The organism is uncultured Sulfitobacter sp. (assembly GCF_947499945.1).
Classification (GTDB): Bacteria; Pseudomonadota; Alphaproteobacteria; order Rhodobacterales; family Rhodobacteraceae; genus Sulfitobacter.
In genome coordinates this window covers 90,105-104,026 of sequence record NZ_CANMQD010000005.1, presented here as the reverse complement: position 1 = coordinate 104,026, position 13,922 = coordinate 90,105, and the positions used below count along the sequence as shown (strand labels likewise).

Genomic DNA, 13,922 nt, shown 5'->3' with positions numbered 1-13,922 from the left:
CTCGGTGAGAGGTAGTGTTCAGACGGGGGAAACAAATCAATGCAAGATCCTTTAGGCAGATTGGCGGCACAAATCGGGTCAGGCATGAAACTTGCCGTGCCGGTTGATTATGGCGGTGTGCCAATGGCGCTGACCCGTGCGATCATTGCGGCGGGTATCGATGATCTGCATTTGGTTTGTGTTCCAACGGGCGGCATGCAGGTCGATATGATGATCGGTGCAGGATTGGTCAAAACAATTGAGACAAGCGCCGTGTCGCTGGGCGAAGCAGGCGGTGCACCGCAATTCAATGCCGCCGTGCGCGCAGGTCGTGTTGCGATGATGGATGCAACATGTCCCGCCATTCACGCAGGTCTACTTGCCGCGCAAAAAGGCGTGCCTTTTGTTCCTATTCGGGGGCTGATAGAAACCGACGTGCTGGCCAATCGCCTCGACTGGTGTGTCATCAACAACCCGATGGCGGATGACACAGGCGATGATCCCATCGTACTGATCCCCGCAATCCATCCCGATGCCGCGATTTTCCACGCGCCCATGGCCGACCGTTTTGGCAATGTCTGGATCGGGCGGCGGCGGGAGCTGGCTGCGATGGCATACTCCACAAAAACGACATTGGTCACGGTGGAGCGGATGTTCGACGGTGACCTGATGGCGGATGAAATGACTGCCGCGGGAACGCTGCCTGCCCTTTATGTCACTGATGTTGCAGTGGCCGCGCGGGGCGCATGGCCGCTGGGCCTGTGGGGAGAGTATGACGGTGATGTCGCCGAGCAACACAGATACGCCCAAGCAGCCCGCACTCCCGAAGGCTTTGCTGCCTATATGGCCAGCGACGTTCGCGCAGGCGCCGCATGAGCACGCCTACAACTGCACACGAAATCCTGATCGTCAGCATTGCACGCCTGCTGCGCGGCACCCGCCATGTGGCCGTTGGGGCCGCCTCGCCCATCCCTGCGGCGGGGGCCATGCTCGCCCGTGCGCTAGCGGAAACCCAAGATGAGCCAAAGCTGCGCCTCTCGATCCTCGGCTCCGTGGCGCATAACTTCTTCACCAATGGTTCTGCCGAATTGTTTGACTGTGCCGCACAAGGGCGGATCGACGCCTTCTTTCTGGGCGGTGGGCAGATTGACGGGTCGGGCAATGTCAATCTGGTCGGTGTCGGGGATTATCCCGAAGGCACGGTCCGCTGGCCCGGCTCTTTCGGGTCCGCCTTCCTCTATTTTCAAATCCCCCGCGTGATCCTTTTCCGCGAGGAACACACCCCCCGCGTAATGGTCGAAAAAGTTGATTTCATCAGCGCACCAGGCGTGAGTAGTGAGGGCATCTGGCGCAAAGGGGGGCCGCATGCCCTGCTGACGGGCAAGGGTTTGTTCGGGTTTGATGCGACGCGCCCTGGCTTTCATCTGCAAACGCTGCACCCTGGTCACACGCTCGAAGACGTGACAGCCGCCACAGGATTTCGCTTTTCCCACGCGCATGCCACACCCGAAACACCCCCGCCTGATGCCGCCACGCTCGCGCTCATTCGCGGTCGCATCAGGGACGAGTTGCACGAAAGTTATCCCGATTTTGCCGCAACTCTGCGCACTGCCCCCCTCCCCTCCCCGCTCAAGGAACCCTCATCATGACATCAAACATCGGTTCGCTGTCCCACCTCAAAGTCATTGATGCCAGCCGCGTTTTGGGCGGCCCCTACGCGGGGCAAATTCTGGCCGATCATGGCGCCGATGTGATCAAGTTGGAGCCGCCAGCGGGGGACGAGACCCGCGGCTGGGGGCCGCCCTTTCTTGAGGATACAGCGAGCTATTTCCTCGGCGTGAACCGCAACAAACGCGGTATGGCGCTGGACCTGTCAACCACAGCGGGTCAGGAGGTTCTGGCGTTGTTGCTGGAGGATGCGGATGTCTTTCTGGAGAACTTCAAAACAGGCACCCTTGATAAATGGGGACTGTCGCACACCGAGATCGCGCGACGTTTTCCCAAGCTGATACACAGCCGCGTTTCTGGCTTTGGTGCGGACGGCCCGTTGGGCGGCATGCCGGGGTACGATGCGGCGATACAGGCCAGCTGTGGCATTATGAGTGTGAACGGCGAAGTAGGTGGCGACAGCCTGCGTGTTGGCCTGCCTGTAGTTGATATGACAACGGGCCTCAACGCTGTCATCGGCATTCTCATGGCACTGGCAGAGCGCGGTCAGAGCGGCAAGGGCCAGTTCGTCGAAACCACGCTTTATGATTGCGGCTTCTCGCTGCTGCATCCGCATTTGCCCAACTACTACCTGTCTGGAAAAGTGGCGCAGCCGTCGGGCAATGCCCATTCCAACATCTGCCCTTATGACACTTTCGCCACGGCCACGGTTCCCCTGTTCCTTGCTGTGGGCAATCACCGCCAGTTCACCAAACTGTGCCGCGTGCTGGACCGTTCCGATCTGCCCGACGATGAACGCTTTTCCGATAACAGCATGCGCAACCAAAACCGCGATGTGCTCAAGGTCGAGCTTGAAAAAGCGATGGTAACCCATGACTGCACCGAATTGGCAGATACGCTCATAAAGGCAGGCGTGCCCTGCGGTGCGGTGCGCAGCATTGATCAAGTGGTAGAGGACCCGCATACCAAGCACCGCGAAATGGTTGTGGACATCGGCGAATATCGCGGCACGGGCAGCCCGATCAAACTGTCTCGCACACCCGCCAGCTACCGCACAGCACCGCCCGCCTTTGCCCAGCATAACGACGAGATTATGCAGGAATTGGGCATCGATCCCGCTGAATTCGCAGACGGACTCCCGAAGTTAAATTCAAAAGAGTAGCCCTCACCCTTTTGAGCGCTGGAACATTCCGAACAAATCACGCGGATCATCAGGGTCCGCCAACATATCAAGCTGGATGAAAAACCCCGTCCCCTCGATCGCCTGAGAGACATAGCGCAGCGCCGAGAAATCCTCGATCGCAAAACCAACACTGTCAAAAAGCGTAATCTGCTTTGCGTCCTTACGCCCCTCCGTCTGGCCCGTGATCACACGCCACAGCTCGGTCACCGTGTGATCTTGGTCAAGTTGCTGGATTTCGCCCTCAATCCAAGTCTGGGGAGGATACTCCACAAAGATATCCGAGCGCAGAAGGATATCGCGCGCCAGCTCTGTCTTACCCGGACAATCACCGCCGATTGCATTGATGTGGACCCCTGCCCCCACCATATTGTCGGTCAGGATCGTCGCATTCTGTTTATCGGCGGTGCAAGTTGTGATAATCTGTGCACCTTCTATGCTTTCCTCGGCTGTCTTGCATTGCACCACAGTAAGCCCCTGCCCCGCCAGATTGCGTGCGCACTTCTGCGTTGCAGCGGGATCAATGTCATAGAGGCGAACAGTGTCGATGCCGCAAATCGCCTTGAAGGCGAGGCACTGGAATTCCGACTGCGCCCCGTTGCCGATCATGGCCATCGTCTTGGCCCCTTTTGGCGCGAGGTGACGTGCCGCCATGGCCGATGTCGCCGCCGTTCGCAGCGCAGTGAGCAATGTCATCTCGGTCAGAAGCTTGGGGTAGCCTGTATCAACGTCCGCAAGAAGGCCAAAAGCGGTGACTGTTTGCAGCCCGTCTTTTGTGTTCTTGGGATGGCCATTCACGTATTTAAAGCCGTACATCTCGCCGTCCGAGGTAGGCATCAGCTCAATCACACCCACGTCCGAATGGCTTGCCACGCGTGGGGTCTTGTCAAAGGTTTCCCAGCGTTTGAAATCTGACTCAATTGCATCAGCAAGATTACGCAGGACTTCTTCAACGCCGATGTGATGGACCAGACCCATCATATGCTCGACGGAGACAAAGGGAACAAAAGCAAGTTCGGAGGGAAGCGGCGGCATAGGATTTCCTTTTTGGACAAAGCATCCCGCGAGGGGCGGTCTATCAAACATACGGTACTACAGTTTCCACATTATGTGGCATCAATCAGGCGTTTGGCTTCCCACAAATACGTGTTGCGGGCGGTCGCATTAATCTCCGTCTCCGCCAGCGCAATCATCGCCTCGGCTTTCAGCGACTGCGCAGGCTGTTCAAGGGTTATCAGATGGTCACAAAGCTCAAGCCGCCATTGCAAATCATCTGTTTCCTGCGCCGCTTTCATCAGAGCGTCGGTGCCACCTGCAAGCTGTGCGGTGTGCACGGCACGCCTGTGGTCGGACATGGCCCCCAAATGTGTGGGATTGCCGTCATACCAGCCCAATGTTCCTACAGCAAAAGCACGCGCAGACCAGCCGACCTTGCCGTAAAACTCACCCAGCCACGGCTTGGTGGCAAGGTGATCAGGCAATGCGACACCCGCTCCGATATCATCCAGCGAGGCACCTTCATCCATCATTTTCGCTGTCTCACGCATCACATGGACCATCGCCTCGCGGGTGGTGCCGAGGACTTCGCGGATTTGTTCCACACCGAACACAGGGCGCGTGTGACCCGGTCCTAAAACTTTTGCGCCAATATTAGCCATCTGATCCAGCGTTTTTGCCCAGACCGCGAAATCACGGTAAGGCGTCCCGCGAATGGCATAGAGGTTGGGGAAGGCGTGATACCAGTTATCGCCCCCGATAAGCACACCGCTATCAGGCAGCCAGACGATCATGTGATCTGGCGTCTCTCCCGGCGCCATGATGAGCCGCGCGTGCACCCCGTCCAGATCAATATCGCAATCGCCCTCGATCAAGGCTGTTGGCGGCACAAACCCTGCCCCTAACCCGTCCATCGGGCGGTCACCCGGACCACAGCCAAGCGAGATACGCTCCTCACCGCTCAGGCCGATGCCAAATTGCGCCATAGTCCGGCGGCCTAAGGCCTTATTCGGGGCTATCGTCGCCTCATCCACTGCCATCAAGTCGGACTTGAACCCCTTACTCGCAAGAATCGGAATGTCGCGACCCCCCAAAAAAACACTTGCCCCCGAGACATGATCGCGGTGCGCGTGGGTAAAGATGATACGGCCCACAGGTTTGTCACAACGCTGGCGAAATTCGTCCAATACATTCTGCGCCGCTTTGGTACTTTCGCTAGTGTCGATGATTGTAACGCTGTGGGCACCCTCAACCATGTACTGGCACGAGGCAGCAAATCCGACAGCCCCCCAAACACCCGACGCCAGCTCAACGATCTCTTTCACAAACTGGGTTTTGTTATGTTCGATCAATCTGGCATTTGGCATCTGTCATTCTCCGCAAATTTATCTGGCCCAAGTGTGTCGGAAAGTTGCGAATTTCACCAGCAGCAACTCTTGTGTTGAAATCACGTACATGATCACGCTACTCACCATTCCCAACGGGGGACAACAATCATGACAGACAATCAGGGCGATCCACGCCACCTAGAAACGCTCGACCGCGATCTTGAGCGTTATTCCAATCTTGAATTAGCAAGCAGCTATGTTTCGCGCCCGATGGTGGGGCCTGGCATTTCGCTGGTGTTTGTCCTGCTCGCAGGTATCGCCGCGATGTTGTTTTTTGGGCAGGAAACCAACTCCTTTATCGTTGTGGTTGCCGCCTGTCTCGGCGCTTACATGGCGCTCAACATCGGGGCGAATGATGTCGCCAACAACATGGGCCCTGCCGTGGGTGCAGGGGCGCTCTCGATGGGCAGTGCGATTGCCATTGCTGTTGTGTTCGAGAGTGCGGGTGCGCTCATTGCCGGCGGTGATGTTGTCTCGACCATCGCTAAGGGAATCATTGCACCTGAAAGCATGGGAACCGTCGACGTCTTCATCTGGGCCATGATGGCAGCCCTTTTGTCTGCCGCCCTTTGGGTCAACCTTGCTACATGGGTCGGTGCACCCGTCTCAACAACACACTCCGTTGTAGGGGGCGTGATGGGCGCAGGGATCGCCGCGGCAGGGTTCGCCGCTGTAAACTGGCCCACCATGAGCGCGATTGCCGCCAGCTGGGTCATTTCTCCCGTGCTGGGCGGTTTGATCGCGGCAGGCTTTCTCTGGTTGATCAAATCCAAGATCATTTACCGTGAGGATAAAATAGCCGCCGCTCGTACTTGGGTGCCAATCCTTGTTGGCATTATGGCGGGCGCATTTGCAACCTATCTCGCCCTGAAAGGCCTTAAAAAGATCATCAAGATCGACATGCCAACCGCACTGTTGATCGGTGCGGTGCTGGGTGTCGTCATCTGGGCCATTATGATCCCTGTTATCCGCAAGCAGTCGGAGGGCCTAGAGAACCGAAACAAATCCCTCAAGGTACTGTTCGGTATCCCGCTTGTCGTATCTGCTGCACTCTTATGCTTTGCACACGGCGCCAATGATGTGGCGAACGCCGTTGGCCCCTTGGCTGCGATTGTCCAAGCATCCCAATCAGGCACCTTTGGTGATACCATCAGCATCCCGATCTGGGTCATGATCATCGGTGCATTCGGTATCTCGTTTGGCCTGTTCCTCTTTGGTCCCAAATTGATCAAGATGGTCGGCGGACAGATCACCAAGCTGAACCCGATGCGCGCCTATTGCGTGGCCCTCTCGGCCGCGATTACCGTGATCATCGCAAGCTGGCTTGGCCTGCCTGTCAGCTCAACCCACATCGCTGTTGGTGGCGTATTCGGGGTCGGTTTCTTCCGCGAATGGGATGCAGAGCGCCGGATACGTAACGCACGCCTCACGATGCCCGATCGCACGTCGTTCACCCCGGAAGAGCGTAAGCGCCGCAAGCTTGTCCGCCGCTCGCACTTTATGACCATCCTTGCCGCTTGGGTGATCACTGTGCCTGCCGCTGCGACCCTCTCTGCCGCGATCTTCTATCTGATCAATACAGTCATGGCCTGAACCATCAGCCCTGCCCGTCGCGTCATTGTTGCGCCTCGGGCGGGGCACAGCTACACCTTTGATCATGCAAGATTCATCCCAGAGCACAGAGCCCGTCGACCTTTTCATCATCGGGGGTGGTGTGAACGGATGCGGCATTGCGCGTGACGCAGCAGGCCGCGGCCTGAGCGTGACATTGGCCGAGATGAACGATCTGGCTTCTGCCACCTCCTCCGCCTCGACAAAGCTGTTTCACGGTGGCCTGCGCTATCTGGAGTATTTCGAGATCAATCTGGTCCGTCATGCCCTGAAAGAGCGTGAAGTGCTGCTCCGTGCCATGCCCCATATCGCGTGGCCCATGCGCTTTGTGCTGCCATATCATCCCGATATGCGGTTCGAGGGTGAGACGCCCGCCTCCAGAGTACTCAGTGTTGTGATGCCTTGGATGCGCGGCCGCCGTCCGGCATGGCTTATCCGCTTCGGGTTGTTCCTCTATGACAATCTCGGTGGTCGTGAAATCCTGCCTGCGACGCAAACGCTCAAACTGCGCGGCACAGCAGAAGGCGCGCCACTTGAGGCTCGGTTTGAAAAGGCGTTCGAGTATTCCGATTGCTGGATCGAGGACAGCCGCCTTGTCGTGCTCAACGCACGCGATGCACAGAATCACGGCGCACAGATAATGACGCAGACAAAAGTGATGTCTGCCGTTCGTGTCGGTGATCTGTGGGAGGTCCAGATCGATGGACCTAACGGCCCGCAAACCCACCATGCACGCATCCTTGTAAATGCAGGCGGGCCTTGGGTCGGCGACATCATCCAAACCAAGCTGCGCGTGAACTCATCCGAGGGGGTGCGTCTGGTGCGCGGTTCGCATATTGTGGTGCCCAAGCTTTATGACCACGACAAATGCTACTTCTTTCAGGGCAGCGACGGGCGCATCATTTTCGCAATCCCTTATGAGACTGATTTTACCTTGATCGGCACCACAGACGCAGATCACAATGACCCCTCAGTGGCCCCAATTTGCACAGCAGCAGAGCGCGACTATCTCATTGATTTTGCAAATAAATATTTCAAAGATAACATTAAAGTGGATGATATCGTCTGGACTTATTCCGGTGTACGGCCTCTCTATGAGGACGGGGCAAGCTCAGCCAGTGCAGCAACCCGTGACTATGTCCTCAAGGTTGATGATGCAGGGCCGCCCCTGCTCAACATTTTCGGCGGAAAAATCACAACCTACCGTGTCCTCGCTGAGGATGCGTTGGACAAAATCGCACCCTATCTCCCAGTGTTAGAGCCTAGATGGACGGCCGGTGCACCCCTTCCGGGAGGGAATTTTGAAGTGACAGAGGTCGCAGAATGCATTGCCAAATTGCAAGATGCCTACGCATTTCTCACACCCGCTTGGGCGACCCGTCTGATCCGCGCTTACGGGACTGATGCGTGGAACATTCTGGGGGATGCCAAAACAGCACAAGACCTTGGCCGCGACTTTGGCGCGACACTCTGCGAGGCCGAAGTTCGCCACCTCGTGACCCATGAATATGCGACCTGCGCTGCCGATATCCTATGGCGGCGCTCCAAGCTCGGTTTGCGCGTTAACAAGGCGCAAACTGATGCCCTGGAAATCTATCTGTCGGAGGCCCGATGACCGCCACACATGTCCTCGCCATTGATCAAGGCACCACATCCACCCGCGCCATCATTTTTGACGCAGACATGGCCGTCGTGACCAGCGCACAACAGGAATTCACCCAACATTTCCCACAGTCCGGATGGGTGGAACATGATGCAATTGACCTATGGCAAACCACATTACACACCTGCCGCGCAGCCCTCAAAAAAGCGAAACTGACAGCTGGAGATATCGCCGCCATCGGCATTACAAACCAGCGTGAGACAACAATAGTATGGGACACTGAAAGAGGCGAACCCCTGGGCAATGCGATCGTCTGGCAGGACCGCCGCACGGCTGACACTTGCCAAACCTTGCGCGACGCCGGCCACGGCAATCTGGTAAGTGCACAGACTGGTCTCCTGCTTGATCCCTACTTTTCTGGAACCAAGCTTAAGTGGATTTTGGACCATCACGACGGCGCACGCGAACAGGCGCGCTCAGGAAAGCTCAAATTCGGCACTGTCGACAGCTGGCTCATCTGGAACCTTACATCAGGTGCCGCACATGTCACCGATGCCACCAACGCGGCGCGTACCATGCTCTATGATATCCACAATGGGTCATGGAGCGACGAGATATGCGCCTTGCTTGATATACCCTTAGAAATGCTGCCAAAAGTTTATGATTGTGCTGCAGGTTTTGGAGTGGTGGATGCAAAGCACTTAGGAGCTGCAATACCAATTCTCGGGGTGGCAGGCGATCAACAAGCAGCCACTGTCGGGCAGGCCTGCTTTGAGCCCGGCATGATGAAATCAACCTATGGCACGGGATGTTTTGCCCTTTTGAATACAGGCACCACTGCGGTCCGTTCCAAAAACCGACTCCTCACCACCATCGCCTACCAGTTTAACGGTGTGCCTACATATGCGCTGGAGGGGTCCATCTTTGTCGCTGGTGCTGTGGTGCAATGGCTGCGCGACGGATTGGGTGTGATTGCAGATGCGGGGGAGACTGGTGCGCTGGCGCAAATTGCCGACCCCTCCCAGAACGTGATCCTTGTGCCGGCGTTTGTGGGTCTTGGAGCGCCCTATTGGAATGCAGATTGTCGCGGTGCTGCGTTTGGTCTGACCCGCGGAACAGGTCCTGCCGAATTGGCCCGCGCAGCCCTTGAAAGCGTCGGTTACCAGACGCGCGACCTCTTGGAGGCGATGCAAGCAGATTGGCAGAGCGGCGCATCCGACGCGACCTTACGTGTGGACGGTGGCATGGCGAAAAGTGACTGGACTATGCAGTTTCTCGCAGACATCACAGGTGCGCCCGTAGATCGCCCACAAATGACCGAGACAACAGCCCTTGGCGCTGCGTGGCTTGCGGGTCATCGCGCCGGCCTCTACCCCGACATGGCTGGCTTTGCAAAAAGCTGGGTAGTGGAACGGACATTCACCCCCGAAATGGACCAACCCACCCGAATAAAATTATATGGCGCATGGGGCCGCGCGGTACAGGCCACGCTCAGCGTTTGACCCCATGGCCAAGGTCCGAAAACATTGCAATACAGGGGCAACCCTCCCTGAACAGGTTTCGCCATGCCCACCTCCCTGCCCGACCACGAAGTCACCTACCGAAAAGCCCGCGATTTGATCCTCTTTGGGGAGCTGGCACCAGGCGAAGCTGTTACGATTAATGGCATTGTGGAGCGCCTTGGCACGGGTATTACCCCTGCGCGCGAAGCAATCCGCCGCCTGACTGCCGAAGGTGCCCTGCGCGCCAGCGACAATCGCCGTTTGATGGTGCCGGAACTGACGCTTGAGCAACTCCAGGAGTTGACTTACGCCCGCACGGGGATTGAGCCACAAATTGCGCGCCTTGCTGCTGTGGGGATGGAGCCTAAAGATATTGACGCACTTGAGCAGATCGACGCTCAAGTGAACGCGGCGCTGCGCGACGGGGACATCCAAGCGTACCTGCGTCACAACCATGTTTTCCACTGGACGCTGTATGCACACTCCGAGGCAGAGATTCTGATGGCGACTGCTGCCGCCCACTGGCTGCGCGTTGGGCCAAGCCTGCGGGTCATGGTCAAGCGAGACCGCGCTACCCCGATGCCCGACATGCACGAAGTCACCATCGAAGCACTCCGCGACGGGGATTATGAGGCAGTGGGTGAGGCAATCCACAATGATATTCTGCAAGGGCACTCTAATATCGCCCAAGGGCTCGAGGAGGCGGATTAGATCCTAATCTTTGTGATAGCTCTCAATCACTGCGACTTCGTCACGCGAACCGAGGATCACTGACACCCGCTGGTGATGACCCGTTGGGGCCACTTCCATGATGCGCCCGTATCCTGTGGAGGAGGCCCCACCCGCCTGCTCCACCAGCATGCCCATCGGGTTGGCTTCATACATCAGGCGCAGCTTACCGCCCTGCCCCGCATTGCCGCTGTCCTTAGGGTACAAAAACACGCCGCCACGCGTCAGGATGCGGTGCACATCCGCAACCATAGAAGCACACCAGCGCATGTTGAACTTCTTTCCCCGTGGTCCGTTTGCCCCGCGCAGACACTCATCGATATACTGGCGCACAGGCGCATCCCATAGGTCATAGCGCGACGCATTGATCGCAAATTCCTGTGTCTCTGACGGGATGCTCATTTCAGGCTGTGTCAGCAAGAATTCACCCGATCCTGGATGATGGGTAAATCCGTCCACCCCGTGACCAGTGGTTATCACCAGACCCGTTGAAGGGCCGTAAATCGCATAGCCTGCCGCGATCTGGTCGGTTCCTTTGATCTGCACCGCTTCGGGCGCAGGCGTAATCGCTGCACCAAGCCGCACAATGGAAAAAATGGTTCCAACAGAAAGATTTACATCCAGATTTGAGGACCCATCAAGCGGGTCATAGTAAACTACAAAATCCCCCGCCTGCGGAGCCACCTTACGCCAGTTAACGTCGTCAACTTCCTCGGAGACAAGTGCCGCCACATTCGGGTTCGCCCCCACAATCTCTTGAAAAATCTCGTCCGAGATAACATCAAGCTCCTTTTGCGTTTCGCCCTGAACATTCTCAGTCTCCGCCGCCCCTAGTACGCCGGCAAAAGCACCGTGCCGCACGCGATCCGCGATCATGCGGCAAGCGGTTGCGATATCTTCCATCAGGATCATCAGATCGGTGTCAACGCCTGTTGTCTGAAACTGCTGGCGCAAAGTGGTCTGTGTCATCTCGTATCCTTTCGGAGGGCTCCTGCCCCTTAGTGGTTGGTCTTTTTGGCGACCAGTTCTGCAACCGACCTCGCCAGCCATTCGGCGTCTACATCTGCGCCCTTCAGCGTGAGAGACAGCGCCCCGCCTGATCCTGCTTTGACCGCAACGTGTATGGCGCCATTATTTGCTTTTGTTACTTTCGCCGCAGGCTTTTTTACCTTTTCAACAGCGCCGCCGCGCAGGCGCGGAATAATCTCGCGAAATGCCCGCTTGGGCGTGTTTTCAATATCGACCTCGGCAACGATGCGGTCATGCATCTCCATGCAGGAGCGACCAAGTGAGACGTCATTCTGGCTCACTGAGAGCCGCTGTGCGATCTCCTGCTGACTTAGATCGCCCAAAGCATCAGCGATCAGACCGATTGAGAGCAACTCCTCGAAGCCGCTAAGATTTTTACGCATGGTGTTCTCATGAAACCGCTCCTCAAGATCGGCCAGAGCGGCCTCTCCTTCAATGGTCGCAATCACCGCAACGACCTTACGGTCAAGCATACGACACGCGGCAAGGCGACGACGCCCCGACTGGATAATAAACTTGTCCGCTGTATCCAGCGGATGATCACGGTCAGGCTCCCAAGCAGTATCAACAGGGCGCACACGGATCGCCTGTGTCTGGCCCCGCCGCGCTATATTATCCATTAAGGCCTGAAATTCGGGATCATCCTCCCATCCCGTTTGGCGGTCGCTCCCAGTCGGGTCTTCTATCTGTGCAGGCATTAGTTCAATCGCTACAGTGCCGTTGAGAATACCATCCGTTATGGTCGCTCGGGTATCCTCCAACCGCTGGCGCAGCATGTTCATTGCCGTGCCGCCCCACATGCCACCCATTCCGGGTTTGCCTTCCTCACCGATTTCCTCTTCGAGCGGTATCGCCGTTGCGTCCAGCTTCCGTTTGCGTGCCATCAGCCCCACCTTTCTTTGATAAATGCTTCTGCAAACCCACGCGTCGGCAGATGCGGCAAAACCCGCCCAACGAGGCTATCGTTCACGGCGTTGGCGTTGTTCATAAATGCCTTGGCGGAGGTGCGCCGTGTGCGCGGCGGCAGATATTCGTAAATGCTTTTGTACTCCTCCGCCGCGTTCGCAATCGCATCAGAGCGGGCGTACCAAACCTGACTAATCTCACGCGGAGATCGGCGGTAAAGATCGGCAATCTGGTCGGTATCCTGATTATTCTGTTCCTGCACAATGGTTGGCAGCACGACATGGTTGCCGTTGCCAATCTCCAGATCAGCCTCAAACCCCATGATGAATTCCAGATACTCGCCGATGTTGCCGATGTAGGTGGCAAGTGTCGCAAGATCAAAGCCCTTCATCGTTTGCGGGATCACGACACTGTCCGCAGCAATCAAACCGTTGAGTTGCATCAAGGTCAGCGAAGGCTGCTGGTCAATGACAATCACATCAAGCGTTTCATTGAGGGCCGCGTCAAACCGCACAGGATCAAACGCGCCTTTAGCATCGCGCAAATCCGACATCGCAGTGCGGGGCCTATGTGCCGCATCCCAACCGGCAATCGCGTCGCGCAAAACACGGTAAACAGGGACGCCACCACGCTGTGACAGAAAGAACAGGCTGATGTCGCCGTTCTGGATGTTCGCACCGCCCGGGATCAAACGCACGCCCGGCCAAGGCGTTGGCCGCCAGATCGCGTTAAGTTCTTCAGGACTGCGCTGTGTCAGCTCGGATGCGCCAGGGTCATCGACCCCCATAAACTCAGCTAGGGTAGGGGTATCAGGTGCAAACAATGGCAAGTCAGCGTCAGCAAAATACAAGCTTGCCGTGGCCTGAGGGTCAGCATCAATAATCCCGACACGAAGACCATAGAACAAGGAAAGGTATTGCGCAAAATGCGCGGCCGTTAGCGATTTCCCTGTGCCCCCTTTTTGTGCACCAAAGGTTATTACTTTGAGTGGATCACTCTCTTGGCGCCAATACAGGTGGTCACGTCGCGCACCAGGCCTGCTCGCTAGGATGCCCCGTATGGTCAGAATCTCGGAAGGCGAAAAACTACGCTCTCGGCCGATTTTTTCACCATCAGGGTAGTTCGGCTCATCTTTTGCGATACGGGTGAGGTAAGTTGTATCAACGCCCAGAAACTCCGCTACCTCTGTCTGTGAAAACCTGCGCGAAACACGACTGCGCATGGTGAGGTCACGCTGAAGCTTGGTGTTCACTTGCGTCATCACCCGCCCCATATTGCGGATGAATTGCTCAAATTGCCCGTATGCCATTATCTTTATATCCGCGGATATT

Annotated in this window: 12 protein-coding genes; 7 read left to right on the top strand and 5 right to left on the bottom strand. The window is 56.9% G+C overall.

Features of this window, described 5'->3' with window-relative positions:
• Window positions 1–39: 39 nt before the first annotated feature.
• The 3 genes from Q0775_RS17490 to Q0775_RS17480 are packed head-to-tail and all read left to right on the top strand — an operon-like array spanning window position 40 to window position 2,809.
• On the top strand, window positions 40–855 hold the full coding sequence (locus Q0775_RS17490; RefSeq protein WP_298864033.1) for a CoA-transferase: 816 nt from the start codon (window positions 40–42) through the stop codon (window positions 853–855).
• Window positions 852–1,628, top strand: a complete 777-nt coding sequence (locus Q0775_RS17485) for a CoA transferase (RefSeq protein ID WP_298864030.1) — start codon at window positions 852–854, stop codon at window positions 1,626–1,628. Before Q0775_RS17490 ends, Q0775_RS17485 begins: the two co-directional genes overlap by 4 nt.
• A complete protein-coding gene (locus tag Q0775_RS17480) occupies window positions 1,625–2,809 on the top strand; it encodes a CoA transferase (protein ID WP_298864027.1) in 1,185 nt (394 codons plus the stop codon). Before Q0775_RS17485 ends, Q0775_RS17480 begins: the two co-directional genes overlap by 4 nt.
• 3 nt (window positions 2,810–2,812) lie before the next feature.
• Here Q0775_RS17480 and Q0775_RS17475 read toward each other — a convergent pair whose 3' ends face one another.
• Together Q0775_RS17475 and Q0775_RS17470 are read right to left on the bottom strand one after the other, a co-directional pair.
• Entirely contained in the window at window positions 2,813–3,862 is a 1,050-nt protein-coding gene (locus Q0775_RS17475; RefSeq protein WP_298864021.1) for an ornithine cyclodeaminase, read from the bottom strand.
• A gap of 71 nt (window positions 3,863–3,933) precedes the next feature.
• Window positions 3,934–5,190, bottom strand: coding sequence for an alkyl/aryl-sulfatase (locus tag Q0775_RS17470; protein WP_298864018.1), 1,257 nt, complete (start codon window positions 5,188–5,190; stop codon window positions 3,934–3,936).
• A 129-nt stretch (window positions 5,191–5,319) separates the two neighbouring features.
• On the opposite strand from Q0775_RS17470, the gene Q0775_RS17465 reads away from it, so the two are divergent.
• The 4 genes from Q0775_RS17465 to Q0775_RS17450 all read left to right on the top strand — a co-directional run bounded on the left by Q0775_RS17465 (window position 5,320) and on the right by Q0775_RS17450 (window position 10,638).
• Window positions 5,320–6,804 carry an inorganic phosphate transporter gene (locus tag Q0775_RS17465; RefSeq protein WP_298864015.1) on the top strand — a complete coding sequence of 495 codons (1,485 nt, stop codon included), beginning with the start codon at window positions 5,320–5,322 and terminating at the stop codon, window positions 6,802–6,804.
• A gap of 64 nt (window positions 6,805–6,868) precedes the next feature.
• The gene (glpD, locus tag Q0775_RS17460) at window positions 6,869–8,437 is read left to right on the top strand and encodes a glycerol-3-phosphate dehydrogenase (RefSeq protein WP_298864012.1); all 1,569 of its coding nucleotides are present in this window, start codon (window positions 6,869–6,871) and stop codon (window positions 8,435–8,437) included.
• Window positions 8,434–9,927 (top strand): glycerol kinase GlpK, encoded by a 1,494-nt coding sequence (gene glpK, locus Q0775_RS17455; RefSeq protein ID WP_298864009.1) that lies wholly within the window; start codon window positions 8,434–8,436, stop codon window positions 9,925–9,927. Before glpD ends, glpK begins: the two co-directional genes overlap by 4 nt.
• Before the next feature lie 63 nt (window positions 9,928–9,990).
• On the top strand, window positions 9,991–10,638 hold the full coding sequence (locus Q0775_RS17450) for a GntR family transcriptional regulator (RefSeq protein WP_298864006.1): 648 nt from the start codon (window positions 9,991–9,993) through the stop codon (window positions 10,636–10,638).
• A gap of 3 nt (window positions 10,639–10,641) precedes the next feature.
• Here the strand turns inward: Q0775_RS17450 and Q0775_RS17445 are convergent, their stop codons facing one another.
• Genes Q0775_RS17445 through Q0775_RS17435 form a run of 3 tightly spaced genes read right to left on the bottom strand, consistent with a single transcriptional unit; the run spans window position 10,642 to window position 13,900 of the window.
• A complete protein-coding gene (locus tag Q0775_RS17445) occupies window positions 10,642–11,625 on the bottom strand; it encodes a class 1 fructose-bisphosphatase (protein WP_298864003.1) in 984 nt (327 codons plus the stop codon).
• Window positions 11,626–11,654: 29 nt separating this feature from the next.
• Window positions 11,655–12,569, bottom strand: a complete 915-nt coding sequence (locus tag Q0775_RS17440) for a ParB N-terminal domain-containing protein (RefSeq protein ID WP_298864000.1) — start codon at window positions 12,567–12,569, stop codon at window positions 11,655–11,657.
• Window positions 12,569–13,900, bottom strand: a complete 1,332-nt coding sequence (locus Q0775_RS17435) for an AAA family ATPase (RefSeq protein WP_298863997.1) — start codon at window positions 13,898–13,900, stop codon at window positions 12,569–12,571. The genes Q0775_RS17440 and Q0775_RS17435 overlap by 1 nt, the downstream gene beginning before the upstream one ends.
• Window positions 13,901–13,922: the final 22 nt, after the last annotated feature.